Genomic DNA, 26102 nt, shown 5'->3' on the forward strand with positions numbered 1-26102 from the left:
ATTCCCTTCAGTCTGTCGCGGAGAAGACGGTGTGATCACGCAGGTACGTGCGCAGGACCCGGATGGCGGGAATGTCCAGAGGTGCAACCGTCCTCGGATCCCGATCCAGCCACACCAGGTCGACGCTGGCACCGGGTTCGATTCGGCCCCAGGTGGTTTCGGCAAATGCCTGGTAGGCCACCCCGGCGGTGCCGGCCAGCAACGCGACGTCGATGGGCAGGATCTCCTGCGCGGTCCACCCGTCTGCGGGCTCACCGTCGGCGGTGCGTCGCGACACCGCGACGGCGATCCCGTCCAGCGGCGCGCCCGACGACACCGGCCAGTCCGAGCCGAATGCCAGCGGGGCGCCGGTGGTCGACAGCGTGTTCATCCGGTACTGCCTGTCGGCCCGGTCGGAGCCCAGCCGCGGGACGGTCAGCTCGGTCATCAGTGCGTCGAGTTGGGCCCACAGCGGTTGCATGTTCGGGATCACACCCAGACGGGCGTAGCGCTCGATATCGGCGTCGTCGACCAGCTGGTTGTGCGCGATCACCGGGCGGCGATCACGAGTCCCGTTGTGCTGCACCACATATTCGATGGCGTCCAGAGCCTGGCGCACGGCGGCGTCGCCGATGGCGTGGATGTGGATCTGCAGACCGAGGTCATCGACGCGACGGGCGGCCTCGGCCAGCGAATCGCCTTCCCACACCGTCATTCCGTGACTGTGCAGGCCCGAGCAGTACGGCTGCAGCAGCGCACCGGTCTCGTTCTCCACCACGCCGTCGGCGAAGAACTTCACCGTCTGACAGGTCAGGTAGGGCGAGTTCACTTCCTCAACGCGCCGCCGAGACTCGGCGAAAGCCTGGATCTGCGTCTCGAAGTGACGCGGATCGGCGTAGAGCGCCAGATTGAACCGGACCCCCAGGGCGTCGCGCCGGGCCGCTTCCAGGTAGGTGTCCAGATCGGCGGGCTCCACCCAGGCGTCCTGCACCCAGGTGACGCCGCGGGCGGTGTAGTACTCGGCGGCGGTGCGCAGCGCGGCCACCCGGACCTCCTCGTCCCGGGCGGGCGCTGCCGCCATGACGAGATCCACGGCGCCCCACTCCCGCAGCGTGCCCAGCACCGAACCGTCTGCGCGGTGCGGGATCTCACCCATCTGCGGATCCGGGGTGTCGGCCGTGATGCCGGCCCGCTCCAGAGCCACCGAATTGCACCACACGGTGTGGTAGTCCCAGGCGCGCAGCACCACCGGGCGGTCGGGCACGGCCTCATCCAGCCAGCGGGCGTCGAACAGGCCGTCCGGCGCCAGGCTCGAGTCGTAGGACGCGCCCAGGATCCACTCCTGGTCGGGGTTCTGCGCGGCGTACTTCGCGACGGTCTCCACGATCTCCTCGACCGAACGGCAGGGCCGCACCACCGGTCCGGCGGCTTCCAGCCCGCCGTACAGCGGGTGGGCGTGGCCATCACCGAAGGACGGCATGACGAAGCCGCCGCCCAGGTCCACCACCTCGGCATCGGCGGCCGCAGCGCGAGCGTCGTCGCCGACCGCCTGCACCACGCCGTCGGCAACCAGCAACGCGTCGGTCTCCCCCGCCGGGCCCGTCCAGATAACTCCGTTGGTGAACAGGGTGGCGCTCATGCGGCCACCTGCCGCACGTCGCGAGCCACTTCACCCAACGTCACTTCCGAGGTCAGCATCCATCTCCTAAAACGAATAAGGTTCGTTTAGTGTGATACCACCCACAGCGTCGCGCAAGGGGAAGAAAAAACATGGGTCGACCACCGGTTCCGCTGCTCTCGGCCGACCGTATCGCCACCGTGGCGCTGGAGTTGGTGAATTCGACGGGCGGGTTCACCATGCCCGCCCTGGCCCACAAGCTGGGGGTGCGGCCGTCGTCACTGTACAACCACGTGTCCGGGCGCGATCAGATCGTGGAACTGCTGCGCGAACGCGCGATGTCAGCGGTACAGCTACCCGCCGACGACCCCGACCGGCCGTGGAGCGACACCCTGGCCGACATCATGCGGTCCTACCGGAACAGCTTCGCCCGCTATCCCCGGCTGATTCCGTTGCTCACCATCCACGCGGTCAACAGCACCCAGGCCTTCGTCATGTACAACGCGGTGGCGGTGACGCTGGCACGCGCGGGCTTCACTGCCACCGACACCTTGCGGACGATCACGCTGATCGACAACTACGTCCTCGGTTCCGCACTGGACCTGGCCGCACCCGACCAACCGTGGACCGCGGGTGCGGACGTGGGCCCGGACCTGGCCGCGGCGCTGGCCACGGGCGCACCCAAACCGACCAGGGCCGACGACGCCTTCGAATGGGGCCTTGAGGTGCTGCTGCGGGGCCTGGCGCGTTAGCCTGGGTCCATGATCGCGAGGCTGACGGCGGGTGCCCTGATGCTCGGAGCGCTGGCCGTCGCCGCGCCGGCCGCCGCAGAACCCGGGCCACCACCGGTGCCACCGGTCCCCAACCCGGTCTACGGCGAAGGCGGCATGGACGCGCCCGTCGGGTACCTCGACGAGATGTGGCAGAGCTTCCACGCCGACAATCCACTGGGTGCCCTCACCGCCCCGCCGGTGCCGGCCCCCGGCGCACCTGCGGGAGCCGGCAGCGGACCACCCTTGCCGCCGGGAACCATCTCGATAACGGCACCGGGTACTTCGACCGCGCCGTTGCAGGGCGAGTGGCTCGGGCCGTTGCCCGGAATGCCGCCGGTGCCGTTGGCGCCGCCGTCCTAGGTCAGACGCCCAGCGCGCGTTGGATGTCCGGCTTCATCGCGTTCAATTGCGCGCCCCAGTAACCCCAGCCGTGGGTGCCGTTGGCCGGGAAGTTGAACACGCCGTTGCTGCCTCCGGCGGCCTGGTACTGCCGCTGGAAGTTGCGATTGCTGTCTACGGTGATGGTCTCCAGCAGCTGTCCGGGCAGGTCACCGCCGCCGCCCAGTTCACCGGGGCGGCCGTTGCCGCAGTAGACCCAGATGCGGGTGCCGTTGGCCACCAGCCGGCCGACGTTGACCGTCGGATCGTTGCGCTTCCACGCCGGTCCCCCGCCGGGACCCCACATCGCGGTGGCGTCGAACCCACCGGCGTCGCGCATCGCGAAACCGACCAGCGTCGGCCAGATGCCGTCGGACAGATTCAAGAAGCCCGACAGCGACGACGCGTAGCTGAACTGCCCGGGGTGATAGGCCGCCAGGATCAACGCCGCGCTGCCGGCCATGGACAGGCCGACCACGGCGTTGCCACTGGGTGACACCCCTTTGTTGGCCGCCAGGTAGGCCGGCAGCTCGGAGGTCAGGAACGTCTCCCACTGGTAGTTGTAGCGGGTGCCGTTGCCGATCGCCGGGCCCTGCCAGTTGGTGTAGAAGCTGGACATGCCGCCCACCGGCATCACCACCGACAGCCCGGATTCGAAGTAGTTCTCGAAGGCGGGGGTCTCGATGTCCCAGCCGCTGTTGTCGTCGCGGGCGCGCAGGCCGTCGAGCAGGTACACCGCCTTGGACCCACCACCTTGGAACCGCACCGGGATGTCTCGGCCCATGGCCGCGGACGGCACCATGAGGGTCTCCACCGGTAGCCCGGGCCGGGAATAGGCTGCGGCGGTGGCCGCGCCACCGGTGACCGATACCAGGGCGGACACCACCAGGGTCGCCAGCGCCGCGGCGGTGAATCGCCGCCCGATTGTCGTCATGAATGTCATTGCGGGCCATCCTGTTCTGGCACGCGCAACCGCGTGCTGCCGTATTGATCACGTCGGCTCCGTGTGCCCCGCCGTTACCGCTCGACCCCGATCCGGTCGCGACGTCACACACGTGTCAGATCCGGGCGGCGCGATGATTTTCCCGACGCCTGCCAGTCTGAGAGGTATGAGCAGAACCAATCTCTCGATGTCCATCTCGGCGGACGGGTACGTGGCCGGGCCGGCGCAGAGCAGGGACCATCCGTTGGGGATCGGCGGTGAGACGCTGCACGGATGGCACATAGGCCCGGGCGCCGAGCACCCGGTGAACCGGCAGGTGGTGGCCGACATGATGGACGGGATGAAGGCCACCATCATGGGCCGCAACATGTTCGGCCCCATCCGCGGTGACTGGGATGACTCAGACTGGCAGGGTTGGTGGGGTGAGGAACCGCCGTACCACTGTCCGGTGTTCGTCCTGACGCACTACCCGCGCGAACCCATCGAGATGGCCGGCGGCACCACGTTCCACTTCGTCACCGACGGCATCGAAGCCGCCTACGAGCAGGCGGTGGCGGTGGCCGGCGGCGGACCGATCTCGATCGCGGGCGGGGCGTCGTGCGCCCGCCAGGCGTTGGCCGCGGGCATCGTCGACGAGATCGACCTGCAGCTCAATCCCAGGATCCTGGGCGCCGGCGAGCGCCTGTTCGACGGTTTTAGCTTCGGCGCACCACAACTCGAGCTGGTCCGGGTGCTGGAGGCGCCGGGCGTCGCCCACCTGCGCTACCGCGTCGTGCGATGACCGGGGTCATGGCCGGAACAGGATCCCGTCGTCGGACGCGGCGGCCAAGAGCTCCGGAATGCTCAACGCGCCGTAACCGGTGAGCACGGGTCCGCGGGCGGTACCCAGCCAGGGCGTGATCCCGGGGTCCACGTCGATGTCGAGGTGGAAGGCCTGCACCCCCGGCATGTGGTACTGCGCGAAGTTGACCAGCGCGTCCACCAGGAACACCAGGCTGCCGATCAGGCTGGTGCCGAAGAGCCGCGATGCGTTGTACAGCGGCGTCATGGCGGCGGGATCGCCGACCATCACAATCGGGCCGTAGTGCGGCTTGGCGCCGCCGCCCGGCACATACCGGGGCATGAACGGTTGCAGCCCGGGCAGATCGGTCGCCAGGTAAGACGCCACGTCGCCGTAGGTGCCGATGTTGACGAACAGCGAGTCCGCACCGTTGCCCGGAGTGGTCGAGTTCATCCCGGGCGCCTCGAACCCGATCCCGGCCAGGCCGATCTGTTGCGCGACGAACTGCGCCTGCCACCCGCCCAGCGAATGGCCGGTGACGAAGATGTCGTCGGCGCCGTAGCCCTGCTTGGCTGCCTCCCGTTGCACCAGCTCGGCGAAATCGACGGCGTCATGGAATCCGGCCGGCGTGGTGGGCGTGAAGACCATCTGGAGGTCGGCCAGCACGTGGCTGATCGCGATGACGGGGTTGAACGCCAGATGGGTGCCGCCCGTGGTGCCCTGATAGGCGATGATCACCTGACCCTCCGGTGTCACCCAGGCGTCCCCCGCCATTCCCGTCAGGATATTGGTGGACGACAGCTGAAAACCGTTGACCGTGAACGGGACCAGCCCACCGGGGGTGGACCCCAAGACGTACCCGGCGGTGGCGGCGTTGAGGAACTCGCCCACGGTGGGCGTGGGCCTGTCGGTCGGCCCGGTGTAGGTCAGCGTGGGGACCACCGGCTGCGGGACGGGGGTTCGGTGCAGCCCCAGAATGCGCTCCACCTCACGGAACGCGGCGAACACCGCATTGTTGACCGGCCTCCAGTCGATGGGGCTGACCGGACTGGTGGCCGACGACGTGATGTCGAAGACCTGCAGCACCACGTTGACCAAACGGCCCGGCAGCTCCAACAACTCGGCGATCGGCGACAGCGGCCGGGGCACCGGGCGCGGTGACTCGACGGTGACCGCGGGCACGGCGAGGGTGGGCAGCGTGGCCACCGCAGCGGTCCGCACCGCGAGGGCGGTGCCGGGGGTGGACTCCGCGGCGGGTTCGTCGTCCGCCGGGAGGGTGTCGTCCTCGATCGGCCGGGTCTCGACCTCAGGTGCTGGCTTGGACGACTCCGGCTCGGGCTCAACATCTTTGGGGGATGAAGAGCCCGTCTTCGGCGCGTCCGGTCCGGGCTCCGGGGCGCTTTCTTCCTCGGCCGACTCCTCGGTGTCGGGATCCGGCTCGGTGGGATCGGTGTCCTCGTCCGGCGCCGGTTCGTCGGAAGGCTCGTCTGAGTCTTCGGCGTCATCGTCGGTGGTCTCGTCGTCGGTGGTCTCGCCATCCGTGGTCTCGTCGTCCGTGGCCTCATCATCGACCTCGGAACGGGGTCCGGTCGTCGGCGCGTCGTCGGGCCCCTTCTCGGCTGTGGGCGCAGCGTCGCGGTCGGGCTCGGATTCTGATGCCGACTCCGACGCCGTGTTCGAGGGCAGCGTGTCCGCCCAGGCCACCGCGGGGTTCGCCCCGTAGACCAGACCGCACACGGCGATGACGGCGAGCCCGTATCGAACGTGGCGCAGCTCGCGCCGCGTCGTCGTGCTGGTGACATGTGCCATTGCCGCCCCCCCCTGCCGTGCCGTACTCCAGCAAAGTACCGCGGAGGCCTGGCACGGGTGGGTGAAATGCCCGGTCTCGCAGATGAAACACGTGAGGCCGCTTTCTCACCTAGGAGAAAGCGGCCCTACGTGCAACTACATGCGAGCGGATGACCGGATTCGAACCGGCGTAAACGGCTTTGCAGGCCGGTGCCTTGCCACTCAGCCACACCCGCACTGCCTCCGACTATGCCGACACGGCTTCGCCGGGGCCAGGGTTCGACTCAGCGTGAGCCCAGCCTCGCTAGGTTGTGTTCATGAGCGAGGTCCCCGACGACACCGCCGGGTTGGAACGCTGGTTTTTGCGCCGCGGCATGCCGGCCGCCCTTCCTGCCCGGGCGCGCTGGCGCGGCGTGCTGCCCAGGTCGGCGCCGGCATTGGCGGGCTGGGCGACGCTGATGGTGTGCAGCACGCTGGTGACCATCGGCTCGGGCGGGCAAGAGATCAACATCGAGGACGACCCGACCGCCGTGCAGTGGGTGACGCTCGCGGTGTTCTTCCTGATCCCGCCGGCGATGGTGGCGGCGGCATGGGCGGTGTCGCGGGTGGCGTCGCTGCCGGCCAGGACCGTGATCGCGGTGGTGGCCATCGTGGTGGGGGTACTGGCCGATTGGTACGACGACGGGCCGTTCGACGCCGCCCGGGATCTGCTGACCGACGCCGCGCTGGTGGCGCTCATTCTCGCGGCGACCGGTTTCGGCATCGGTTCCATTCTGGCCTGGTCGGTACGAATCATGCTGTCGCACTTGCGGTCCGTGGGTCGTCTGATGGCACGGGTGCTCCCGGTGGTGCTGTTGACGGTGCTGGTTTTCTTCAACGCCACGGTCTGGAGTGTTGCGGCGAGCCTGGACACGGTACGGCTGTGGCTGCTGGTCGGATTCATGGGACTGATCGCCGGCGCGTTCCTGGTGACCGGGCTGCTGGACAGCATCACGGCGACCGTCGACGCGGAAGCCGACGCCCCCGACCTCTCCCACGGCGAACGGACCAACATCCTGCTGCTGCTGGTGGTGTCGCAGTTCGTCCAGGTGTCGATGCTGGCGGTCATCACCGGAACCGTGTTCTTCGTGCTCGGATTGATCGTCCTCAATCCCACGGTGCTGTCGAAGCTGACCGGTGGAGCCCCCGCCCAGAGCGAGTGGTTCGACATCACCCTGCCGGTGTCAGCCGCCCACGTCCACATCACCATCTTCTTGACCGCACTGACGTTCATGTACATCAGCGCCCGGGCCGTCGGCGACGGCGAGTACCGTTCGGCTTTTCTGGATCCTTTGCTGGAGGACGTCCGCCTGGTGGTCGCCGCGCGCAACCGCTACCGCGACCCGGACCTCCCGACAGCGGGTTAGCGTATCGGCATGCACAGTGTGCTGGCGGATGCCGGCTTCTTCGACGGCCCGGGTCAGGGCGGCCGACAGATCATCGAGTTGCTGGTGGCGTTCGCTCTGACCGCGCTGATCGGCCTGGAACGCGAGATCCAGGGCAAGAGCGCGGGACTGCGTACCCAGGCCATCGTCGGCACCTCGGCGGCACTGATCCTGCTGGTCAGCAAGTACGGCTTTCACGACGTGCTGGTTGCGGGCACCGTCGAGGTGGACCCATCCCGGGTGGCGGCACAGATCGTCTCGGGCATCGGCTTTCTGGGCGCGGGACTGATCATCACCCGGCGCGGCGCCGTGCACGGCCTGACCACCGCCGCCGCGGTCTGGGAGAGCGCGGCCATCGGGATGGCCGCTGGTGCCGGTCTGTTGCTGCTCGCCGTCGCCGTGACCGCGCTGCACTTCGTCATCGTCGTGGGGTTCGCTCCGGTGGCGCGGCGGCTCAACGCCCGGCTGGGGGGAAGCATCCGACTGCACCTGACCTACATCGACAACGCCGGCGTCCTGCGTCAGGTGCTGCAGATCTGCGACCGGCACCGGTGGCATCTCAACGAAATCACTTCCGACCTGCCCACCGAGACACCGGCTTCAAACGACACTCAGGTGGGCGTGACGATGACGCTGTCCGGTTCGGGCATCTTGGCCGCCCCGGGAATCCTGGCGCAGATCGGCGGTATCACGGCGTTGCGGCAACTGGACGAACCACCCGAGTAGCGCGCACGGTCGCGACCACTGCACACACCGCGATGGCCGCAAACACGCCGTACATCGACCGGGCGGCGGCCTCGTCGCCTCCGGAACTCATGTTGACCACCACTCCGGCCAGTCCGGCCCCGAAGGCGCCGCAGATCAGCTGCACGGTGTTGATGGCCGCGGCCGCGGTGCCGCTCTCCCGCGGGTCGTCGGCACCGGCCATCGCCCAGGCCGACAGGTGCGGCCAGGCCATCCCCACCCCGACTCCCATGGTCAGCAGCGCCGCCACCCAGAACGCGACGATCCACGGCGGCGCACCGGACATCTGGGTGGCCGCCGCCACGCTCAATCCGACCGCGATCACCACGGGCGCCACGGCGACCACCCGCGCGGCGATGGCCGGCGAACGCAGCGACGCGCTGGCGATCTCACCGGTGGTCCAGCCGACCGACAGGGCGACACCCAGGAAGCCGGCCACCACGGGTACCAGGTGGGCCAGGCGCTGCCCGAACAGCGGCACATACATGTCGACCATGGTGACCGCCATCAGCACACCCAGCGACAGGTAGATCCATTTCTGCGGTCCGGCACCGAAAGCGCTGCGCGGCAAAACCGCAACAGCGGCGCGGCGATCGACCATCAGGAACATGCCGACGAGGACGGCCCCGAGGGCGAGCATCGCGGCGGTCACCACCGGCGAGCGCGGAATGCCCGCGACACTCACCGCCAACGCCGCCGATCCCAGCAGCAGCAGCGACCAGATCGGGATGCGGAAGGGGGCCACCTCCCGGTCGGCTCGGCGTCCGGACAACACGAACGGCACCAGCAGCGCCACCGCTGCGGTGGCCCCGAGGAGTACCCCGAAAGCCCACCGCCACACTCCGAACTGGGCGAACAGCCCGCCGGCGGCCGGTCCCAGCAGGGTGCCCACCCCCCACATCGCTGCCACCAGGGCCGACGCTTTGGTCCACAACGCCTGCGGCAGAGCCGCGTTGATCACCGCGTAGCCCAGCCCGGCCAGTACTCCCCCGCCCAGGCCCTGCACCGTGCGGCCCACCAGCAGCACCTCCATGGCCGGAGCCAGAGCGCACACCAGGGTTCCTGTCGCGAACACCGCCATGGCTTCCAGATAGGCCAGCCGCGGACCGAGCCGACTCACGAGCGGACTCACCGTGGTGGCGGCGATCACCGACGCCACCAGGTACACCGTGGTGACCCAGGAATAGAAACGCTGACCGCCGATGTCGGCGACTGCACTGGGCAGCAGGCTGATGGTGATGAACTCGTTCGTGGCGTAGAGCAGAACGCCGCCCGCGAGCACGGTCGAGGTGCCCAGGTTGGCTGGGCCGAGCAGCTGGCGCCAGGTGCCGGTGTGGTTCACGGGGAAGACCGTAGAACCTCAAGAGCGGTTGAGTTCAACTCGGTGGGCTACTTGAGCCCGGCCGCATCCATCCCGCGCAGCTCCTTCTTCAGATCGGCGATCTCGTCGCGGATCCGTCCGGCAAGCTCGAACTGCAGATCCCGCGCTGCGGCCATCATCTGTTCGGTCATGTCCTTGATAAGGTCGGCGAGTTCGGCCCGCGGCATGCTGGCGGTGTCGCGGCCCTCGAAGACACCGGCGCTGACCGCCCGCCCCTTCTCTCCCTGCGCACGTCGGCCGCGCGACGAATTACGGCCGGACCCACCGACTTCGACCGTCTCACTGTCATCTGCCTCGCGGTACACCTGATCGAGGATGTCGGCGATCTTCTTCCGCAGCGGCTGCGGGTCGATGCCGTTGGCCTTGTTGTAGGCGATCTGCTTCTCGCGGCGACGTTCGGTCTCCTCGATGGCGACCTTCATGGAGTCGGTGATCTTGTCGGCATACATGTGCACTTCGCCGGAGACGTTGCGGGCCGCACGACCGATGGTCTGGATCAGGCTGCGTGGTGAACGCAGGAAGCCCTCCTTGTCCGCGTCGAGGATGGCCACCAGCGACACCTCGGGCAGGTCCAAGCCCTCACGCAATAGGTTGATGCCCACCAACACGTCGTACTCACCGAGGCGCAACTGGCGCAGCAGCTCCACCCGGCGCAGGGTGTCCACCTCGGAGTGCAGGTACCGCACCCGGATCCCCATCTCCAACAGGTAATCGGTGAGGTCCTCGGCCATCTTCTTGGTCAAGGTAGTGACCAGCACCCGCTCGTCGCGCTCGGTACGCAGCCGGATCTCACCGATCAGATCATCGATCTGACCCTTGGTGGGTTTGACGATCACCTGCGGATCCACCAGGCCGGTGGGCCGGATGACCTGCTCGACGAATTCGCCTGCAGCCTGGCTGATCTCGTAGTCGCCCGGGGTGGCCGACAGATACACCGTCTGCCCGATGCGGTCGGCGAACTCCTCCCAGGTCAACGGACGGTTGTCGACCGCCGACGGCAACCGGAACCCGAAGTCGACCAGGTTGCGCTTGCGCGACATGTCGCCCTCGTACATCCCGCCGATCTGGGGAACCGTCACGTGGGACTCGTCGATCACCATGAGGAAGTCTTCGGGGAAGTAGTCGATCAGCGTCGCCGGGGCCGTACCGGGACCACGCCCGTCGATGTGCCGTGAGTAGTTCTCGATCCCCGAGCAGAAGCCGACCTGCTTCATCATCTCGAGGTCGTAGTTGGTCCGCATGCGCAGCCGCTGCGCCTCGAGCAGTTTGCCCTGACCCTCCAGCTCGGCCAGGCGCTCCTCGAGCTCCTGTTCGATGCTGGAGATGGCAATGGCCATGCGCTCCGGCCCCGCAACGTAGTGGGTGGCCGGGAAGACCCGCAGTGAGTCCACCTGGCGGATGACGTCGCCGGTCAGCGGATGCATGTAGTAGAGCGCCTCGATCTCATCGCCGAAGTACTCGATGCGTACCGCCAGTTCCTCGTAGGAGGGAATGATCTCCACGGTGTCACCCCGCACGCGGAAGGTGCCGCGGGTGAAGGACATGTCGTTGCGGGTGTACTGCACGTCCACCAGCAGGCGCAGCAGTCCGTCCCGCGGCACCTCGTCGCCGACCTTCAACTCGACCGAGCGGTCCAGGTAGGACTGCGGTGTGCCCAGGCCGTAGATGCACGAGACCGACGCCACCACCACCACGTCGCGACGGGACAGCAGATTCGACGTCGCCGAGTGACGCAGCCGCTCGACGTCATCGTTGATCGAGCTGTCCTTCTCGATGTAGGTGTCGGTCTGCGCGATGTAGGCCTCGGGTTGGTAGTAGTCGTAGTACGAGACGAAGTATTCGACGGCATTGTTGGGCAGCATCTCGCGCAGTTCGTTGGCCAGCTGCGCGGCCAGCGTCTTGTTCGGCGCCATCACGAGGGTGGGGCGCTGGAGCCGTTCGATGAGCCAGGCGGTGGTGGCGGATTTTCCGGTGCCGGTGGCGCCGAGCAGCACCACGTCGCGTTCACCGGCGCGGATGCGGCGTTCCAGCTCCTCGATGGCAGCCGGCTGATCCCCGGCCGGCTGGTACTCACTGACCACCTCGAATCGGCCACCGGCACGCAGCAGGCCGTCCACCGCGTCAGCGGCAGGACGGTACTCCGAATGCGCGAGGACGGGATGTTCGGTTGCGAAAGCCATGTTCACCAGGTTAGAACCAGGCACCGACAGGTGCGATTCCCGAGCACTAGGCTGACGCCATACACCCGCCGAAGAACGAGACATTCGACCTGGCCGCCCGCACCAACGTCGACCCCAAGGGGTTCGTCCGGGCGGTCGATGACTTCGTGCGCAAGCCCTGGGGGCTCTACATGGCCAGGCCGGCGCCGGGCCGGGCCCAGTTTCACTACCTGGAGTCCTGGCTGCTGCCCACGCTGGACCTGCGCGTCACGGTATTCCACTGGAACCCGGGGTACGAGCGGGATCAGGATTTCTACCTGGACGTCTGCGCGATCAGCGTGGACGGTGACATCTGGCGAACCGTGGACCACTACCTGGATCTGGTGGTGCGCACCGGGCGCGACACCGAGCTGGTCGATGTCGACGAGTTGCTGGAAGCCCACAAGGTGGGCCTGGTGGACGACACGATCGCGCAGCGAGCGATCCAGACCGCCGTCGTCAGCGTCGGTGGACTGAGCGCGCACGGGCATGATCTGTTAGCTTGGCTAGCGAGTAACGGAATACATCTCACCTGGCGATGAAAGCGTAGTGTCAGCGAACATGAACTCTCCGGTACGCGTGGTTACCGCCACCGCGCTGCTGCTTGCTGTGTTCACCCCCGGCGTCGCTGCGGCGGAGCCCGTCACCGACAGCCCGGTGGTGGAACCGGCGCCCCCCACCGAGGTGCTGCACAACGTCACCTACCGCACCCGCGTCGACGGGGTGTCGCGCGGGGCGACCGTCACCTGGACGGCGCAGGACAACCGCATCCAGACCGAGAACCCCACCATGGTCCCCGGCCGCATCTTCGAGACGCAGACCGTGCTCCCAGCCTCTGGCACGGCCAACGTGCGGCTGTCCATCCAGTGGCCGTACTCGGCCAACCTGCACTGCGAGATCCTGATCGACGACCAGTTGGTGGCCCAGGCCGACGACTTCGTGGCGCCGCGGGTGCTGCCGCAGCGCGACGACCCCGACTTCGGTTCCCTGACCTGTGAGGCGCCAGTGGGCGGCGTGCCCGCCCCGCCCGTCGAACCGCCACCTCCGGCCCCGCCCGCCTGAACTCAGGGGCGCCAGCCGGTGCGCTCGGCCCACTCCCACGCCCGCCCGTAGGCATCGACCTCGCGCTCGAGCGTCAGATACTCCTGGCGCGCGGCCGGATCGTCGTTTATCCACGCGGTGAACAACAGGGCGAACTGCTGGTTGGGCCAACCGACCACCCGCAGATGCACATTGGTGGGCCGCCCGGGATCCGCCGACGCGTGAAGTCGCTTGTGCCACAGGGATTCATCGGTGGTGTGATCAAAGGCTGTCACAGTGCTGCGACCCTGCGGCTTCGGCACGTCCCCGGTGATGCCGTCGAGGCGGGGGTAGCCCGCAGTCAGCAGCGCCGCAGCGAGTTCGTCAGCGGTGGCCAGCGAATCGACCGTGACCTGGATGTCGATGACGTCCTTGGCGTCCAGCCCGGGGACGGCGGTGGACCCGATGTGGTCGACGCGGAGCGCGCGGTGCCCGCATGCGGTGTTGAGCCGGGCCAGGATCCGCTGCGCCTGCTCGGGCCAACTCGGGTCGTAGGCGACGAGTTCGGGAGCCGCGGCGGCGGGCAGGCCTGCTTCCAGGTTGTGGGCGAACGGCAGGATCCGCTGCTGCCACAGCTCGTGAGACTTCTGCACCAGGGCCTGCGGCGTCCCGGTGTTGTCCAGCCAGACATCGGCGACGGCCCGCCGCTGCTGCTCGGTGGCCTGGGCCTTGATGCGCGCCCGGGCGTCATCCTCGCTGAAACCGCGGTACTCGATGAGGCGACGGACGCGGACCTCCTCGTCGGCGTGGACGATGATGACCAACGGAAACAGGGGCGCCATACCGGATTCCACCAGCAGCGGGATGTCCTCGATGATCACCGCGTCGGGAGCGGCGGCCTCGATCAGTTCGGCACGGCGTTTGCCCACCAGCGGATGCACGATGCCGTTGAGGGTCTTGCGTTTGTCGTCGTCGCTGAAGGCGATCGATGCCAGCGCCGGGCGATCCAGCGCACCGTCGGCCTGCAGGATGCCCTCCCCGAACGCCTCGACCAGACTGGCCAATCCGGGCGTGCCGGGCTCGACCACTTCACGGGCGATCACATCCCCGTCGACGATGACGGCGCCGTACTCGGCGAAGGTCTTCGACACCGAGGACTTCCCGGCCCCGATACCACCTGACAACCCGATCCGCAGCATGCTCTGGCCCTCACGTCAGTAGGAAAAAAGAACCGCGCAGTACGTCCGAAGACGTACTGCGCGGCTTCACTCGGCGAATTGAGTGTCTTTGTGCTGCTACGCGTTACCGGCGAGCTTCTCGCGCAGCGCGGCGAGCTGGGCGTCGCTGGCCAGCGATCCGCCGGCCGACTCACCCGAGCTCGACGAGGACGAGGAACCGTTGGCCGTCGCGGGACGGCTGGCGGCCTCGGCCTCGGCAGCGGCGAACTTCTCCATCTGCGCAGTGTGCATCTTGTGGCGACGCTCGGCCTCGGCGTACCGGGCCTCCCACTCGTTGCGCTGCTTGTCGAAGCCCTCGAGCCATTCGTTGGTCTCGGCGTCGAAGCCTTCGGGGAAGATGTAGTTGCCCTGCTCGTCGTAGCTGTCGGCCATGCCGTACTTCGACGGGTCGAACTCGTCGGTGTAGTCCTCGTTGGCCTGCTTGAGGCTCAGCGAGATCCGGCGACGCTCGAGGTCGATGTCGATGACCTTGACCATCGCGTCGTCGCCGACGGCGACAACCTGGTCCGGCACCTCGACGTGACGCTCAGCCAGCTCGGAGATGTGCACCAGACCCTCGATGCCCTCTTCGACACGGACGAACGCACCAAACGGCACCAGCTTGGTGACCTTGCCGGGCACGATCTGGCCGATGGCGTGGGTACGGGCGAAGTGGCGCCACGGATCTTCCTGAGTGGCCTTGAGCGACAGCGAAACCCGCTCGCGGTCCATGTCGACGTCGAGCACCTCGACGGTGACCTCGTCGCCCACCTGGACAACCTCGGACGGGTGGTCGATGTGCTTCCAGGACAGCTCGGAAACGTGCACCAGGCCGTCGACGCCGCCCAGGTCCACGAAGGCACCGAAGTTGACGATCGACGAGACGACGCCCTTGCGGATGGCGCCCTTCTGCAGCTGGTTGAGGAACTCGCTGCGCACCTCGGACTGGGTCTGCTCCAGCCAGGCGCGGCGGCTGAGCACCACGTTGTTGCGGTTCTTGTCCAGCTCGATGATCTTGGCCTCGATCTCCTTGCCGATGTACGGCTGCAGATCGCGGACACGACGCATCTCCACCAGCGATGCGGGCAGGAAGCCGCGCAGGCCGATGTCGAGGATCAGGCCGCCCTTGACGACCTCGATGACGGTGCCCTTGACGGCCTCGTCCTTCTCCTTGAGTTCCTCGATGGTGCCCCAGGCACGCTCGTACTGAGCGCGCTTCTTGGACAGGATCAGCCGGCCTTCTTTGTCCTCTTTGGTGAGAACGAGGGCCTCGACCTCGTCGCCGACGGACACAACCTCATTGGGGTCGACGTCGTGCTTGATGGAAAGTTCGCGGGAAGGAATGACACCTTCGGTCTTGTAGCCGATGTCGAGCAAGACTTCGTCACGGTCAACCTTGACGATGGTCCCTTCGACGATGTCGCCATCGTTGAAGTATTTGATGGTCTTGTCGATGGCGGCGAGAAAATCCTCAGCCGAGCCGATATCGTTGACGGCTACTTGCGGCGAGGTGGCGACGGGACTTGGCATATGGTGGATAGCTCCGGACAGGTTAGGTAGTAGGGACTCGTTGTTCTCGTGACCTGAGCACAACGAATTGCACACAGATACTTGTCGAGGTTACTCGACTGGGCCCTGCCTGGACAAACCCACCCTCCCCCTCGGCTCCCGCGCCGTTAGTCTGCTGACGTGCACACCCCCCTGGATCCGTCGCGAGCACCGGTCTTCCTGCCGCCGTTTCCCCGCCGTGTCCGCAAGGTCGGCGCACCCATCGCCCTGATCATCGGGCTGGGCACCATCGCCGGACTACTGGTGATCCTGCTCACCGCGTTGAGCCCGGTCAGCACCGCGATCGGGTTCGTGTTGTCCAGCGTCGCCATGCTGGTGGTGGTGCTGGCCTATCTGTGGCTGGACCGCTTCGAGCCCGAGCCGCCTCGACTGCTCGTGCTCGCCTTCATCTGGGGCGCCTCGGTCGCCATCGTGGTGTCGGTGATCCTGGAGATGGCGTTCGGCGCGGTGATCAGCGGGGGCGTCGAGACCGACTGGCGGACCACCGCGATCGCCGCCCCGGTCATCGAGGAAGCCGCCAAGGGCGCGTTTCTGCTCTTCATGATGACCGGCCGGCGCCGTCACGAGCTGAATTCGCTGGTCGACTGCCTGGTCTATGCGGGCCTGGTCGCGGCCGGGTTCGCCTGGCTGGAGGACATCTTCTATATCGCCGGGGGCGAGTCACTGGGGGACGCGCTGGTGACCGCGGCGCTGCGGCTGGTGATGGCCCCGTTCGCCCATCCGCTGTTCACCACCGCCATCGGGATCGGGGTGTGGTTCGCCCTGAAGCAGCGCAATGTCGTGGCGAAAGCGGGCTACCTGCTGCTGGGCTACGCAGGTGCGGTGATCATGCACGCGCTGTGGAACGGGTCGGCGGTGTTGGGCTTCGGCACTTACCTGCTGGTCTACGTGGTGTGGATGGTGCCGATTTTCGCCCTGGCCATCTGGCTGGGCGTGGCCGCCCGCCGCCGGGAGCAGAAGGTGGTGGCCGCAAAGTTGCCCGGCATGGTGGCCGCGGGGCTGGTGACGGCCAATGAAGCGAGCTGGCTGGGCTCGATCAGGTCCCGCAAGATGGCCGTGGCCGCCGTGGGCCGCTCGAACGGCAAAGCTGCGAGCAAGACCGTCCGCGATTTCGCGGCCCAGGTGGTGGAGCTGGCGTTCGTCAAGGACCGCATCGACGGCGGGTTCGCCGACGACCGGGTGATGGCGCTGTTCGCCGAAGAAACGCAGTGGCTGCGGACCGTGCGCAACAACACCCCGGCCCTGCAGACACTGGCCCACTTCCAGGTGCCGCCGCGCCGTTGAGCCGGCTCAGTGAGCGGCGGCATCCCAGCTGCGGCCATACCCGACCGACACCTCCAGCGGCACGTCCAGCGGATAGGCGCTGCCCATCTTGTCGCGCACCAGGGCTTCCACCTGGTCACGCTCGCCGTCGGCGATCTCGAGCAGCAGCTCGTCGTGCACCTGCAGCAGGATGCGTGAGGCCAGGCCCGCCTCTTTGATGGCGGAGTCGACGTTGATCATCGCGACCTTGATGATGTCGGCGGCGCTGCCCTGAATGGGGGCGTTGAGCGCCGCGCGCTCGGCGGCCTCCCGGACGTTGCGGTTACTGCTGTCCAACTCGGGCAGATACCGCCGCCGGCCGAAGACCGTCGAGGTGTACCCGTCCTTGCGGGCCTGATCCACCACATCCCGCAAGTAGTCGCGAATGCCGCCGAAGCGCGCGAAGTACTGGTCCATCTGGATCTTGGCTTCTTCGGTGGAGATCTTCAGCTGCGCCGACAGACCGTAGGCGCTCAGCCCGTAGGCCAGCCCGTAGGACATCGCCTTGACCCGGCGCCGCAGCTCCGCATTGACCTCGTCGATCGGCACGTCGAACGCACGCGAGGCGACGAACGAGTGCAGGTCCTCACCGGTGTTGAACGCTTCGATCAGACCGGCGTCCTTGGACAGGTGCGCCATGATGCGCATCTCGATCTGGCTGTAGTCCGCGGTCATCAACTCGCTGTAGCCGGCGCCCACCACAAATCCGTCTCGGATGCGTCGGCCCGCATCGGTGCGGATGGGGATGTTCTGCAGGTTGGGTTCGGTGGAAGAAAGCCTGCCCGTCGCCGCAATCGTCTGGTTGAACGTGGTGTGGATCCGGCCGTCGGAGGCCACGGCGTTGAGCAGGCCGTCCACCGTGACCTTGAGCCGGGTGACGTCGCGGTGGGTGAGCAGGTGCTGCAGGAACGGGTGACCGGTCTTGTCGAACAGGCCCTGCAGCGCGTCGGCGTCGGTGGTGTAGCCGGTTTTGGTGCGCTTGGTCTTCGGCATCTCCAGCTCGTCGAACAGCACCGTCTGCAGCTGCTTGGGCGAGCCGAGGTTGATCTGTTTGCCGATCACCGCGTAGGCGGCCTCCGCGGCGTCCCGGATCTGGTCGGCGAATTCGCTCTGCAGTTCCCCGAGCAGTGTCAGGTCGACGGCAATGCCGTTGGTCTCCAACTCGGCGAGCACACGCTGGACCGGCAGCTCCATCTCGCCCAGCAGTGCCGAGGAGTCGATGCGGGCCAGTTCTTCATCGAGTGCGTTCGCCAGATCACCCACCGCGTTGGCGCGCAGGATCAGCGTCTGGATGGCCTGCTCGTCAACGCCACCGTCCTCGTCGTCCAGCAGGGACAGCTGTTGCTGCTGTGGGGTGTCGGCGCGCAGTTCGCGGCGCAGGTAGCGCACCGAGAGGTCGTCGAGGGCGAAGCTGCGCTGCCCGGGTCGCACCAGGTAGGCCGCCAGCGCGGTGTCGGAGGTGACGCCGGCCAGCTTCCAGCCTCGTCCTTCCAGGTCGTGCATGGCCAGCTTGGCTTCGTGCAGCGCCTTGGGCGCGGCGGGATCGGCCAGCCAGGACGCCAGCGCGGCCTCGTCGTCGTCGGTCAGGGTGGTGGTGTCGAGGTAGATGCCGTCGCCGTCGGCGGCGACGATGGCCAGCGCGGTGGCGTCGGCGTCGAACGCCAGGTGGGTGCCCACCACGGCGAGCCCGAACCGGCCGGTGTCGTGCTCGGTCAGCCAGGTGGCCAACGTGCCGGGCTCGAGCAGGCCACCGCGCACGTCGAACCCGTCCTCGACCTCGGGATCAGCCGAGGCCAGGGTGTCGAACAGCCGGTCGCGCAGGACGCGGAACTCGAGGTCGTCGAACAGCCGGTGGATCTGGTCGCGGTTCCAGGGCTGCATCCGCAGGGTGTCCGGCGTCTGCGCCAGCGGCACATCCTTGATCAGGTCGGTGAGCTCGCGGTTGAGGATGACGCTGGACAGGTGGGCCCGCAGGGCGTCGCCGACCTTGCCCTTGACCTTGTCGACGTTGTCCACGAGATCCTGCAGGGACCCGTATTCGGCGATCCACTTGGTGGCGGTCTTCTCTCCCACCCCCGGGATGCCGGGCAAGTTGTCGCTCGGGTCGCCGCGCAGTGCCGCGAAGTCGGGATACTGCCTGGGCGTGAGGCCGTACTTCTCCAGAACCGCCTCGGGGGTGAACCGCGTGAGCTCACTGACACCCTTGCGCGGGTAGAGCACCGTCACGTCGTCGCTGACCAGCTGCAGCGAGTCCCGGTCGCCGGTGACGACGAGGACGCGGAAACCCTCGGCCTCGGCCTGGGTGGCCAGCGTGGCGATCAGATCGTCGGCTTCGAAGCCGGCCTCGGCCAGCACGGTGATGCCCAGCGCCGCGAGCACCTCTTTGGTGATGTCGATCTGCCCGCGGAACTCGTCGGGGGTGGCCGAGCGGCCGGCCTTGTACTCCGGGTATTTCTCCAGCCGGAACGTCTGGCGCGAGACGTCGAACGCGGCGGCGATGTGGGTGGGGGCCTCGTCGCGCAGCAGGTTGATCAGCATCGCGGTGAAGCCGTAGACGGCGTTGGTGGTGAGCCCGCCCTGGGTCTTGAAGTTCTCCGCGGGCAGGGCATAGAACGCCCGGAACGCCAGGGAGTTGCCGTCCAGCAGCATCAACGTGGGCTTCTGGTCACCGGGCTTGGCAGGCGCCTTCGCAGGTGCGGTCTTGGCTGGGCTCACGGCTCTCACTCTAGGCAAGCCCTCCGACACCCGAAGCACGTCCCATGGGGACCAAAACTGCAACACGTTTCAGTTCGTTGATACGCTCACCTGGTGTCAGCATCTGCCCAGCCCGCGATCGACGGGTGGTTCGCCACCGACGGGTCCGGCCTCCCGTACCTGATCGGCGGCAAGTGTCACCAGTGCGGGACGTATGTTTTCCCGCCGCGGTCCAACAACTGCCCCAACCCGGCCTGCGACGGCGACGAGCTTGCCCAGGTGCCCCTGTCGCGGCGCGGCACGGTGTGGAGCTACACCGAGAACCGCTACGCGCCACCACCGCCCTACCCGTCACCGGACCCGTTCGAGCCGTTCGCCGTGGCCGCTGTCGAACTGGCCGACGAGGGTCTGATCGTGCTCGGCAAGGTGGTCGAGGGCACTCTGGCCGCGGACCTGAGCGTCGGCACCGAGATGGAGCTGACGTTGGAGACCCTCTACACCGACGACGACGGCATCGACCGCGTCACCTACGCCTGGAGGCTGCCATGAGCCCGGAACCGGTGTACATCCTCGGTGCAGGCATGCACCCGTGGGGCAAATGGGGCCGCGATTTCACCGAATACGGTGTGGTGGCGGCACGTTCGGCGCTGGCCGAGGCCGGACTGGACTGGCGCCAGATCCAACTGGTGGCCGGTGCGGACACCATCCGCAACGGCTATCCCGGCTTCGTCGCCGGAGCGACCTTCGCGCAGAAGCTGGGCTGGAACGGGGTGCCGGTCTCCTCGAGCTACGCCGCGTGCGCCAGCGGCTCGCAGGCCTTGCAGAGCGCTCGCGCCCAGATCCTGGCCGGCTTCTGCGACGTGGCACTGGTGATCGGCGCCGACACCACCCCCAAGGGCTTCTTCGCCCCGGTGGGCGGCGAGCGCCGCAATGATCCGGACTGGCAGCGTTTCCACCTGATCGGCGCAACCAACCCGGTGTACTTCGCGCTGCTGGCCCGGCGCCGGATGGACCTCTACGGCGCCACACTGGAGGATTTCGCCGCGGTCAAGGTGAAGAACGCCCGCCACGGTCTGGACAATCCGAACGCCCGGTTCCGTAAGGAAACCTCCGTCGCCGACGTGCTTGCCAGCCCGATGGTCGCCGATCCTCTTCGGCTGCTGGACATCTGCGCCACCTCCGACGGCGCCGCGGCGCTGATCGTGGCCAGCCGGTCCTTCGCCGAGAAGCACCTGGGGTCGGTCAAGGGCGTGCCGTCGGTGCGCGCGGTCAGCACGGTGACTCCGCAGTACCCGCAGCATCTGCCCGAACTGCCGGACATCGCCACCGATTCCACCGCGGTGGTGCCAGGCCCCGACCGGGTGTTCAAGGACCAGATTCTCGACGCCGCCTACGCCGAGGCCGGTGTCGGTCCCGACGACATCAGCCTGGCCGAGGTGTACGACCTGTCGACCGCGCTCGAGCTGGACTGGTACGAGCACCTGGGCCTGTGCGCCAAGGGTGAAGCCGAGCAGCTGCTGCGCAGTGGCGCCACCAGCATCGGCGGCCGGGTTCCGGTGAACGCCTCGGGCGGGCTGGCGTCGTTCGGAGAGGCCATTCCGGCCCAGGCCATCGCGCAGGTATGCGAGCTCACCTGGCAACTCAAGGGCCAGGCCACCGGACGACAGGTCGAGAACGCCACCGTGGGCGTAACCGCGAATCAGGGCCTGTTCGGGCATGGGTCATCTGTGATCGTGGCGCGCTAGGCGCGCTCACTGCGGATGCGCTTCTTGTCATACTTCCCGTACACCGTGGTGGGGATGACGTCGGTGATCTCATAGGTCTTGGGCCGCTTGTACGCGGCCAAAAGCCCGCGGCAGTGATCGATCAACGAATTCGTCAGTGCCGCACCATCGTCGAACCCGGCGGTCGGTACCACGAGCGCGTGCACCGATTCGCCCCAGTCGTCGTGCGGCAGGCCCACCACCGCGGCCTGCGCCACCGCCGGATGGGTGGACAGCGCGGCCTCGACCTCGACGGAGTACACGTTCATGCCGCCGCTGATGATCATGTCGGACAGCCGGTCCACCAGGTACAGATAGCCCTGGGCGTCCAGACGTCCCACATCGCCGGTGCGCAGCCAGTGCCCGTGGAAGCGCGCACGGTAGCCGGCGTCGTCATTCCAGTAACCGGTCATGACGTACGGACTGCGCAGGCACACCTCACCGACCTCGCCGACGGCCCGCTGTGCACCGTCGTCGCCGCGGATGGACACATCGCACATGGTGACCGCACGCCCCACCGAGGACAGCAGTCCGGGCTCGTATACCGCCCGCACGTGGTCTTCCTTGCGCAGCAGGGTGGCAAACTGAGGGCATTCCGTCTGCGCGTAGAGCTGTTGCAGCACAGGGCCGAACAACGCCAGTGCCTTGCCGAGGAGACCGGGTGACATTGGCGCCGAGCCGTACTGGAAAGTGCGTAGCGAGGTGTTGCTCCATGCTCGTCGATGCGCCGCGTCGACGATCCGGCGCACCATCGTCGGGACCCCATAGGACCAGGTGACCTCATGGCGGTCCACCAGGTCGATCCACCGGTCGGCGTCGAATCCCGGCTCGATGACGATCTCGGCCCCGCGCACCAGTGCGGTCGCGGTGAACAATCCTGCCGAATGCGCCATCGGCGTGGTGACCAGAAGCCGATCGTCCCGGTTGATCCCCGCCTCGATCAGGTGGGTCCAGAAGTTCTGCACCACACCGCGCTGGGAATGCACAATTCCCTTGGGTTTTCCCGTGGTGCCGCCCGACATGTACACCGCCGCCGGCGCTCCGGGTTCCACCTCGTGGCGGGGTGGGAGTTCTGCGGTGCCAGGCACCGAGTCGGCCCAGCCCGCACCGAGCGGGACCCGGGTCACCGCCGCGGGCAGCAGGTGCGCCAGCGGAGCGAGGTCGTCGTCGAGCACGGCGCACACCGGATCCACCCGATCAGCGGCGACAGCCACCTCCGTCGGTGACAACATCGCGTTCAGTGGCACCTTCACCGCGCCGAGGGCAGCGACGGCCAGATCGGTTGCGACGAAACCCGGCCCGTTACCCAGCAGGATGAGCACCCGATCACCGGCGCCGGTACCCGCGTCGCGCAGCAATCCGGTCACGTGGGCGACCGCCCGGCCTACATCGGCGTAGCTGAGTGCACCGTCCCGGCAGATCACGGCGGTGCGGTCGGCGTGCAGGGTCAGGGCGCGGTGGAACACGTCCCAGAGATTCCCCGAGAACACCTCGGTCATCGGCGCTCCTCTCGATCGGTGGCCGGCCGCTCCCGGCCGCACAGCAGGTACACAGTGGCGAACAGCAACGGCACGGAAGCCAGCAGCAGAATGCTCGCGGGGGCGCCGGTGACACCGGCCAGGCCGGCGATGGCCGATCCGACGCCACCTCCGACGAAGAAAATCAGCGAGGCCACACCCAGTGCACCACTGCGCGATTCGACCGACACCAGCTCGGAGACCCCGGCCGCCAGAGCCGGCTGGCCCATCCCGAACGCCAGGTTGACCAGCACCATACCGAATACCAGCAGCACCGTCGGGCCTGCCGCGCCGGCTGCCGCCACCAGGACGCTGACGACGGCCACTCCCCCGGCCACACCCACCGCGCGCTGGGCTCCGTGGCGACGCAGACTCCAGCCTGCGATTCGCGGGCCGACGATACCCGGCAGCGCACTCGGTAGCATCAGCAGCCCGATCCCGATCGGCGCCCATCCCCGGGCGGCGAGCACACCGGGAATGGCGACCAGTAGACCGAACCAGCACGTCGGAATGACGCTCGCCGACACCATCACCCACATCAGTCCGCGTGTCCGCAACACTGCCATGGGAACGAACCCGGTGGGGCGCACCCGGACCCGCGCGACCAGTCCCGGCACACCAACCGTCAGCAGTGTCAACCCGACCAGGCAGAGCACCAGACCAGACGCGGGCGACTGGATGGTCATGATGGCGCCCCCTGCTGTGATCACCACCAGCAGTCCGCCGAGCAGGTCCAACCGGGCCCGCGATCGATCGGAGGGGATGGAGCGCCACAAGGCCAGCACCAGAAGTGGCCCCAGTGCGGGCAGACACATCACCACCCGCCAGCCGAAGGCCGACTCCAGCAGCCCGGCCAGCAGCGGGCCCGAGGCACCAATGGTGACGGCGGTTCCGGTGAGTCGCGCCAGCCCGGCACCGCGGATGGGGCCGTCGAAGCGCGCGCTGATCAGCGCGACCGCCAGCACAGGCACCGAGGACGCACCGGCACCCTGGATCATCCTCGCGCACAGCAACATCGGATACGAGGTGGACAATGCGGCGAGCACGGCGCCCAGCCCCATCAACACGACGCCCACCACCAGCGCACGCCGGATCCCGTAGGCGTCGGCCGCGCGGCCGTAGACCGCCGCGGCGACGCCAAGGGTGAGCGCGTAGGTGGTCAGGATCCAGGCGCCGCTGGCCACCGAGATGCCGAAATGCTGCGCCACCACGGGGACGGTGACCGCCACCCCGGCGCTACCCATGCCGGTGAGCCCGAACAGAACACCGGCCAGGGTGGCGACGCGGGCGGCTTCACCGTCGATGGCGGACAAGATCCAGGGCGTACCCGACGTACCGTCGCGCCACCTGCTCGGCCGACGCAGAACCACCGGGTGAATACCACTGCGCCAGACCGGTGCACATGGTCACGACCGCGCGGGCGGCCTCACGCGGTTCATCGACCGCGAAGACACCTTCGCGGTGGCCACGCTCCACCTCGGCGGTGACCAGACCCTGGATCGTGTTGCGCATGGCCACGATCCGTGAGTGCCCCGGCTCCTCCAGACTGCGCATCTCGGCGGCGCCGATGAAACCCAATTCGCGGCGGTGGGTATGGAAGAGCGCAAGGTTCTCCACCAGCAGCCGGAACCTGTCCACCGCGGAGTCGGCTTCGGCGAGCACCAGGTCGCAGCGGCGGGCCAGATCCGTCATGGTGGCGTCGAGAATCCTGACCAGCATCTCCTGCTTGCTGGCGTAATGGTGGTAGATCCCGGGTACGGACAGCCCGGCCCGTCGCGCGATGTCGCGCATGGTGGAGCCGTGGTAGCCGACCTCGAGGAAGGCCTCGAGCGCGGCCATCAGGGGTCCGTCGAAGGCCAACCGGTCGTAGCGGCGCCAGTCCTGCAGCGCCGGGTCGCCGGCCACCGGCACGTCGGTTGCAGAGCCAGACTGCGGCAGGGGCGTCAGCAGGTCGTCTGTGGAGACCTCCAGAACACGGGCCAGTTCGGTCAGTCGCAGCGCGCTGATACCGGTGCGCCCATTCTCGACCGCACTCATGGTGGCGGGGCTGACACCGAGGCGAACAGCCATCTCGCGCAACGTGATTCCACGTATGCCGCGGGTGTGCCGGATACGCGCACCCAGCGCGATCGCCAGGCTGTCCTCACCGCCTCGAACGGAGCTCGACATGTCGCCTCTCCCTGTTTAGTAAATGTGAACACTTTAGCGTGCCGACGCTCGGGTGGGGCAGGTTCAGCTAGTCCAAACTAGCGCACTTGACGACTGATGTCGGCATATTTGGGCGCTATTTGGTGATTGACACCACAGAACCGGCATGGGAGTGTCAGGATCAGCACCCCAATACCGAGTGATCGTTCTGTCGGAAGGACCCGGGACTTGACGGCGACGCCCAACTCCGAAGCCACTGCCCCACGGCTGCCGAGGCTCGACCGGGCACTGGACCTCACCAGCACGTGGATCGCGCGCGTGTGCGCCTGGTTGATCGGGACAACGCTGCTGGTGATGCTGGTCGCGGTCACGCTGCAGGTGGTGGGCCGCTACTGGATCCACTTCCTGGTCGGTGGGCCGGAAGAACTCGCACGGCTGGCCATGGTCACCATGGTGTTCCTCGGCCTGCCCGTGCTGGCCAGATACTCCGAACACATCAAACTCGACGTCGCCAACGAGCTGATCCCGAACGCTGCGCTGCGCGAATGGATCGCACGCATCGCGCTGGCGGTCGAACTGGTCTTCCTCACCGTGCTGACCGCCCTGGCATTCGAATTCGTCAGCGTTCTCTGGTACTCCCAACAGGTCTCGCCCGCGCTGGGTCTGCGGATCTTCTGGTCGCGGCTGCCGGTCTTCATCGGTGCCGCACTCGCAGCTGTGGTGTGCGCTTGCGTCCTGATCCGCAGGCTGCTGGGCGCCGCCGACGTCCCCGACGACGGACTGCACAACGAACTGGACGTCCTTGTCGGCACGCCACCCGGGTCGACGGACAACCAGACGGTCAAGCCCTGACACCCCGGCCGAC

The 26102-nt window shown here is 67.7% G+C and carries 22 protein-coding genes and 1 tRNA gene; 11 read left to right on the forward strand and 12 right to left on the reverse strand.

What is annotated here, in order from left to right; genetic code table 11:
- Positions 1-7: 7 nt before the first annotated feature.
- Positions 8-1618: an amidohydrolase gene (locus tag G6N58_RS25975; RefSeq protein WP_115280934.1), complete on the reverse strand. Its 1611-nt coding sequence runs from the start codon at positions 1616-1618 to the stop codon at positions 8-10.
- A gap of 131 nt (positions 1619-1749) precedes the next feature.
- On the opposite strand from G6N58_RS25975, the gene G6N58_RS25980 reads away from it, so the two are divergent.
- Positions 1750-2349, forward strand: a complete 600-nt coding sequence (locus G6N58_RS25980; RefSeq protein WP_115280933.1) for a TetR/AcrR family transcriptional regulator C-terminal domain-containing protein — start codon at positions 1750-1752, stop codon at positions 2347-2349.
- A gap of 9 nt (positions 2350-2358) precedes the next feature.
- Positions 2359-2730 (forward strand): hypothetical protein, encoded by a 372-nt coding sequence (locus tag G6N58_RS25985; protein ID WP_115280932.1) that lies wholly within the window; start codon positions 2359-2361, stop codon positions 2728-2730.
- A gap of 1 nt (position 2731) precedes the next feature.
- On the opposite strand, the gene G6N58_RS25990 is transcribed toward G6N58_RS25985, so the two are convergent.
- Entirely contained in the window at positions 2732-3691 is a 960-nt protein-coding gene (locus G6N58_RS25990) for an esterase family protein (protein ID WP_163908420.1), read from the reverse strand.
- 166 nt (positions 3692-3857) lie between these two features.
- Here G6N58_RS25990 and G6N58_RS25995 point away from each other — a divergent pair, with 166 nt between their 5' ends.
- Positions 3858-4472: a dihydrofolate reductase family protein gene (locus tag G6N58_RS25995; RefSeq protein WP_115280931.1), complete on the forward strand. Its 615-nt coding sequence runs from the start codon at positions 3858-3860 to the stop codon at positions 4470-4472.
- A gap of 6 nt (positions 4473-4478) precedes the next feature.
- On the opposite strand, the gene G6N58_RS26000 is transcribed toward G6N58_RS25995, so the two are convergent.
- Both G6N58_RS26000 and G6N58_RS26005 read right to left on the reverse strand, forming a co-directional pair.
- Entirely contained in the window at positions 4479-6281 is a 1803-nt protein-coding gene (locus G6N58_RS26000) for a hypothetical protein (RefSeq protein ID WP_115280930.1), read from the reverse strand.
- Between the two features lie 144 nt (positions 6282-6425).
- Positions 6426-6496: transfer RNA gene (locus G6N58_RS26005), tRNA-Cys, on the reverse strand.
- 81 nt (positions 6497-6577) lie between these two features.
- Between G6N58_RS26005 and G6N58_RS26010 the strand changes: the two genes are divergently transcribed.
- Complete coding sequence (locus tag G6N58_RS26010; protein WP_147289424.1) at positions 6578-7666, forward strand: hypothetical protein; 1089 nt, start codon at positions 6578-6580, stop codon at positions 7664-7666.
- Between the two features lie 9 nt (positions 7667-7675).
- The gene (locus tag G6N58_RS26015) at positions 7676-8410 is read left to right on the forward strand and encodes an MgtC/SapB family protein (RefSeq protein WP_163908423.1); all 735 of its coding nucleotides are present in this window, start codon (positions 7676-7678) and stop codon (positions 8408-8410) included.
- Here the strand turns inward: G6N58_RS26015 and G6N58_RS26020 are convergent.
- Both G6N58_RS26020 and uvrB read right to left on the reverse strand, forming a co-directional pair.
- Entirely contained in the window at positions 8373-9770 is a 1398-nt protein-coding gene (locus G6N58_RS26020; RefSeq protein ID WP_115280928.1) for an MFS transporter, read from the reverse strand. The genes G6N58_RS26015 and G6N58_RS26020 overlap by 38 nt on opposite strands.
- 47 nt (positions 9771-9817) lie before the next feature.
- A complete protein-coding gene (gene uvrB / locus G6N58_RS26025) occupies positions 9818-11989 on the reverse strand; it encodes an excinuclease ABC subunit UvrB (protein ID WP_115282056.1) in 2172 nt (723 codons plus the stop codon).
- Positions 11990-12048: 59 nt separating this feature from the next.
- Here uvrB and G6N58_RS26030 point away from each other — a divergent pair, with 59 nt between their 5' ends.
- Both G6N58_RS26030 and G6N58_RS26035 read left to right on the forward strand, forming a co-directional pair.
- Positions 12049-12549, forward strand: coding sequence for a ribonuclease FAU-1 family protein (locus G6N58_RS26030; protein ID WP_115280927.1), 501 nt, complete (start codon positions 12049-12051; stop codon positions 12547-12549).
- A gap of 19 nt (positions 12550-12568) precedes the next feature.
- On the forward strand, positions 12569-13069 hold the full coding sequence (locus G6N58_RS26035; protein WP_115280926.1) for a hypothetical protein: 501 nt from the start codon (positions 12569-12571) through the stop codon (positions 13067-13069).
- A gap of 2 nt (positions 13070-13071) precedes the next feature.
- Here the strand turns inward: G6N58_RS26035 and coaE are convergent, their stop codons facing one another.
- Complete coding sequence (gene coaE, locus G6N58_RS26040) at positions 13072-14226, reverse strand: dephospho-CoA kinase (RefSeq protein WP_115280925.1); 1155 nt, start codon at positions 14224-14226, stop codon at positions 13072-13074.
- A 96-nt stretch (positions 14227-14322) separates the two neighbouring features.
- Positions 14323-15774 carry a 30S ribosomal protein S1 gene (gene rpsA, locus G6N58_RS26045; RefSeq protein WP_068917335.1) on the reverse strand — a complete coding sequence of 484 codons (1452 nt, stop codon included), beginning with the start codon at positions 15772-15774 and terminating at the stop codon, positions 14323-14325.
- Positions 15775-15933: 159 nt separating this feature from the next.
- Here rpsA and G6N58_RS26050 point away from each other — a divergent pair, with 159 nt between their 5' ends.
- The gene (locus G6N58_RS26050) at positions 15934-17097 is read left to right on the forward strand and encodes a PrsW family intramembrane metalloprotease (RefSeq protein WP_115280924.1); all 1164 of its coding nucleotides are present in this window, start codon (positions 15934-15936) and stop codon (positions 17095-17097) included.
- Positions 17098-17103: 6 nt separating this feature from the next.
- Here G6N58_RS26050 and polA read toward each other — a convergent pair whose 3' ends face one another.
- Entirely contained in the window at positions 17104-19830 is a 2727-nt protein-coding gene (gene polA, locus G6N58_RS26055) for a DNA polymerase I (RefSeq protein WP_115280923.1), read from the reverse strand.
- Between the two features lie 93 nt (positions 19831-19923).
- Here polA and G6N58_RS26060 point away from each other — a divergent pair, with 93 nt between their 5' ends.
- Complete coding sequence (locus G6N58_RS26060; RefSeq protein ID WP_115280922.1) at positions 19924-20358, forward strand: Zn-ribbon domain-containing OB-fold protein; 435 nt, start codon at positions 19924-19926, stop codon at positions 20356-20358.
- Complete coding sequence (locus G6N58_RS26065) at positions 20355-21554, forward strand: lipid-transfer protein (protein ID WP_115280921.1); 1200 nt, start codon at positions 20355-20357, stop codon at positions 21552-21554. The genes G6N58_RS26060 and G6N58_RS26065 overlap by 4 nt, the downstream gene beginning before the upstream one ends.
- Here the strand turns inward: G6N58_RS26065 and G6N58_RS26070 are convergent.
- From G6N58_RS26070 to G6N58_RS26080, 3 genes are read right to left on the reverse strand one after another with little or no spacing between them, the layout of a single operon-like run.
- Positions 21551-23071 (reverse strand): class I adenylate-forming enzyme family protein, encoded by a 1521-nt coding sequence (locus G6N58_RS26070; protein WP_115280920.1) that lies wholly within the window; start codon positions 23069-23071, stop codon positions 21551-21553. The genes G6N58_RS26065 and G6N58_RS26070 overlap by 4 nt on opposite strands.
- Positions 23068-24402 carry an MFS transporter gene (locus tag G6N58_RS26075; protein WP_115280919.1) on the reverse strand — a complete coding sequence of 445 codons (1335 nt, stop codon included), beginning with the start codon at positions 24400-24402 and terminating at the stop codon, positions 23068-23070. The genes G6N58_RS26070 and G6N58_RS26075 overlap by 4 nt, the downstream gene beginning before the upstream one ends.
- Positions 24383-25258 carry a TetR-type transcription factor C-terminal domain-containing protein gene (locus tag G6N58_RS26080; RefSeq protein ID WP_115280918.1) on the reverse strand — a complete coding sequence of 292 codons (876 nt, stop codon included), beginning with the start codon at positions 25256-25258 and terminating at the stop codon, positions 24383-24385. The genes G6N58_RS26075 and G6N58_RS26080 overlap by 20 nt, the downstream gene beginning before the upstream one ends.
- 207 nt (positions 25259-25465) lie before the next feature.
- Here G6N58_RS26080 and G6N58_RS26085 point away from each other — a divergent pair, with 207 nt between their 5' ends.
- Entirely contained in the window at positions 25466-26089 is a 624-nt protein-coding gene (locus tag G6N58_RS26085; protein WP_115280917.1) for a TRAP transporter small permease, read from the forward strand.
- Positions 26090-26102: the final 13 nt, after the last annotated feature.

The organism is Mycolicibacterium tokaiense (assembly GCF_010725885.1).
GTDB classification, from domain to species: domain Bacteria; phylum Actinomycetota; class Actinomycetes; order Mycobacteriales; family Mycobacteriaceae; genus Mycobacterium; species Mycobacterium tokaiense.

What these genes read in the sequence shown, in the direction of transcription:
- G6N58_RS25975 (WP_115280934.1), bottom strand. Translation starts at nt 1,618, where the DNA reads ATGAGCGCCACCCTGTTCACCAACGGAGTTATCTGGACGGGCCCGGCG.
- G6N58_RS25980 (WP_115280933.1), top strand. Translation starts at nt 1,750, where the DNA reads ATGGGTCGACCACCGGTTCCGCTGCTCTCGGCCGACCGTATCGCCACC.
- G6N58_RS25985 (WP_115280932.1), top strand. Translation starts at nt 2,359, where the DNA reads ATGATCGCGAGGCTGACGGCGGGTGCCCTGATGCTCGGAGCGCTGGCC.
- G6N58_RS25990 (WP_163908420.1), bottom strand. Translation starts at nt 3,691, where the DNA reads ATGACATTCATGACGACAATCGGGCGGCGATTCACCGCCGCGGCGCTG.
- G6N58_RS25995 (WP_115280931.1), top strand. Translation starts at nt 3,858, where the DNA reads ATGAGCAGAACCAATCTCTCGATGTCCATCTCGGCGGACGGGTACGTG.
- G6N58_RS26000 (WP_115280930.1), bottom strand. Translation starts at nt 6,281, where the DNA reads ATGGCACATGTCACCAGCACGACGACGCGGCGCGAGCTGCGCCACGTT.
- G6N58_RS26010 (WP_147289424.1), top strand. Translation starts at nt 6,578, where the DNA reads ATGAGCGAGGTCCCCGACGACACCGCCGGGTTGGAACGCTGGTTTTTG.
- G6N58_RS26015 (WP_163908423.1), top strand. Translation starts at nt 7,676, where the DNA reads ATGCACAGTGTGCTGGCGGATGCCGGCTTCTTCGACGGCCCGGGTCAG.
- uvrB (WP_115282056.1), bottom strand. Translation starts at nt 11,989, where the DNA reads ATGGCTTTCGCAACCGAACATCCCGTCCTCGCGCATTCGGAGTACCGT.
- G6N58_RS26035 (WP_115280926.1), top strand. Translation starts at nt 12,569, where the DNA reads ATGAACTCTCCGGTACGCGTGGTTACCGCCACCGCGCTGCTGCTTGCT.
- coaE (WP_115280925.1), bottom strand. Translation starts at nt 14,226, where the DNA reads ATGCTGCGGATCGGGTTGTCAGGTGGTATCGGGGCCGGGAAGTCCTCG.
- rpsA (WP_068917335.1), bottom strand. Translation starts at nt 15,774, where the DNA reads ATGCCAAGTCCCGTCGCCACCTCGCCGCAAGTAGCCGTCAACGATATC.
- G6N58_RS26065 (WP_115280921.1), top strand. Translation starts at nt 20,355, where the DNA reads ATGAGCCCGGAACCGGTGTACATCCTCGGTGCAGGCATGCACCCGTGG.
- G6N58_RS26070 (WP_115280920.1), bottom strand. Translation starts at nt 23,071, where the DNA reads ATGACCGAGGTGTTCTCGGGGAATCTCTGGGACGTGTTCCACCGCGCC.
- G6N58_RS26080 (WP_115280918.1), bottom strand. Translation starts at nt 25,258, where the DNA reads ATGTCGAGCTCCGTTCGAGGCGGTGAGGACAGCCTGGCGATCGCGCTG.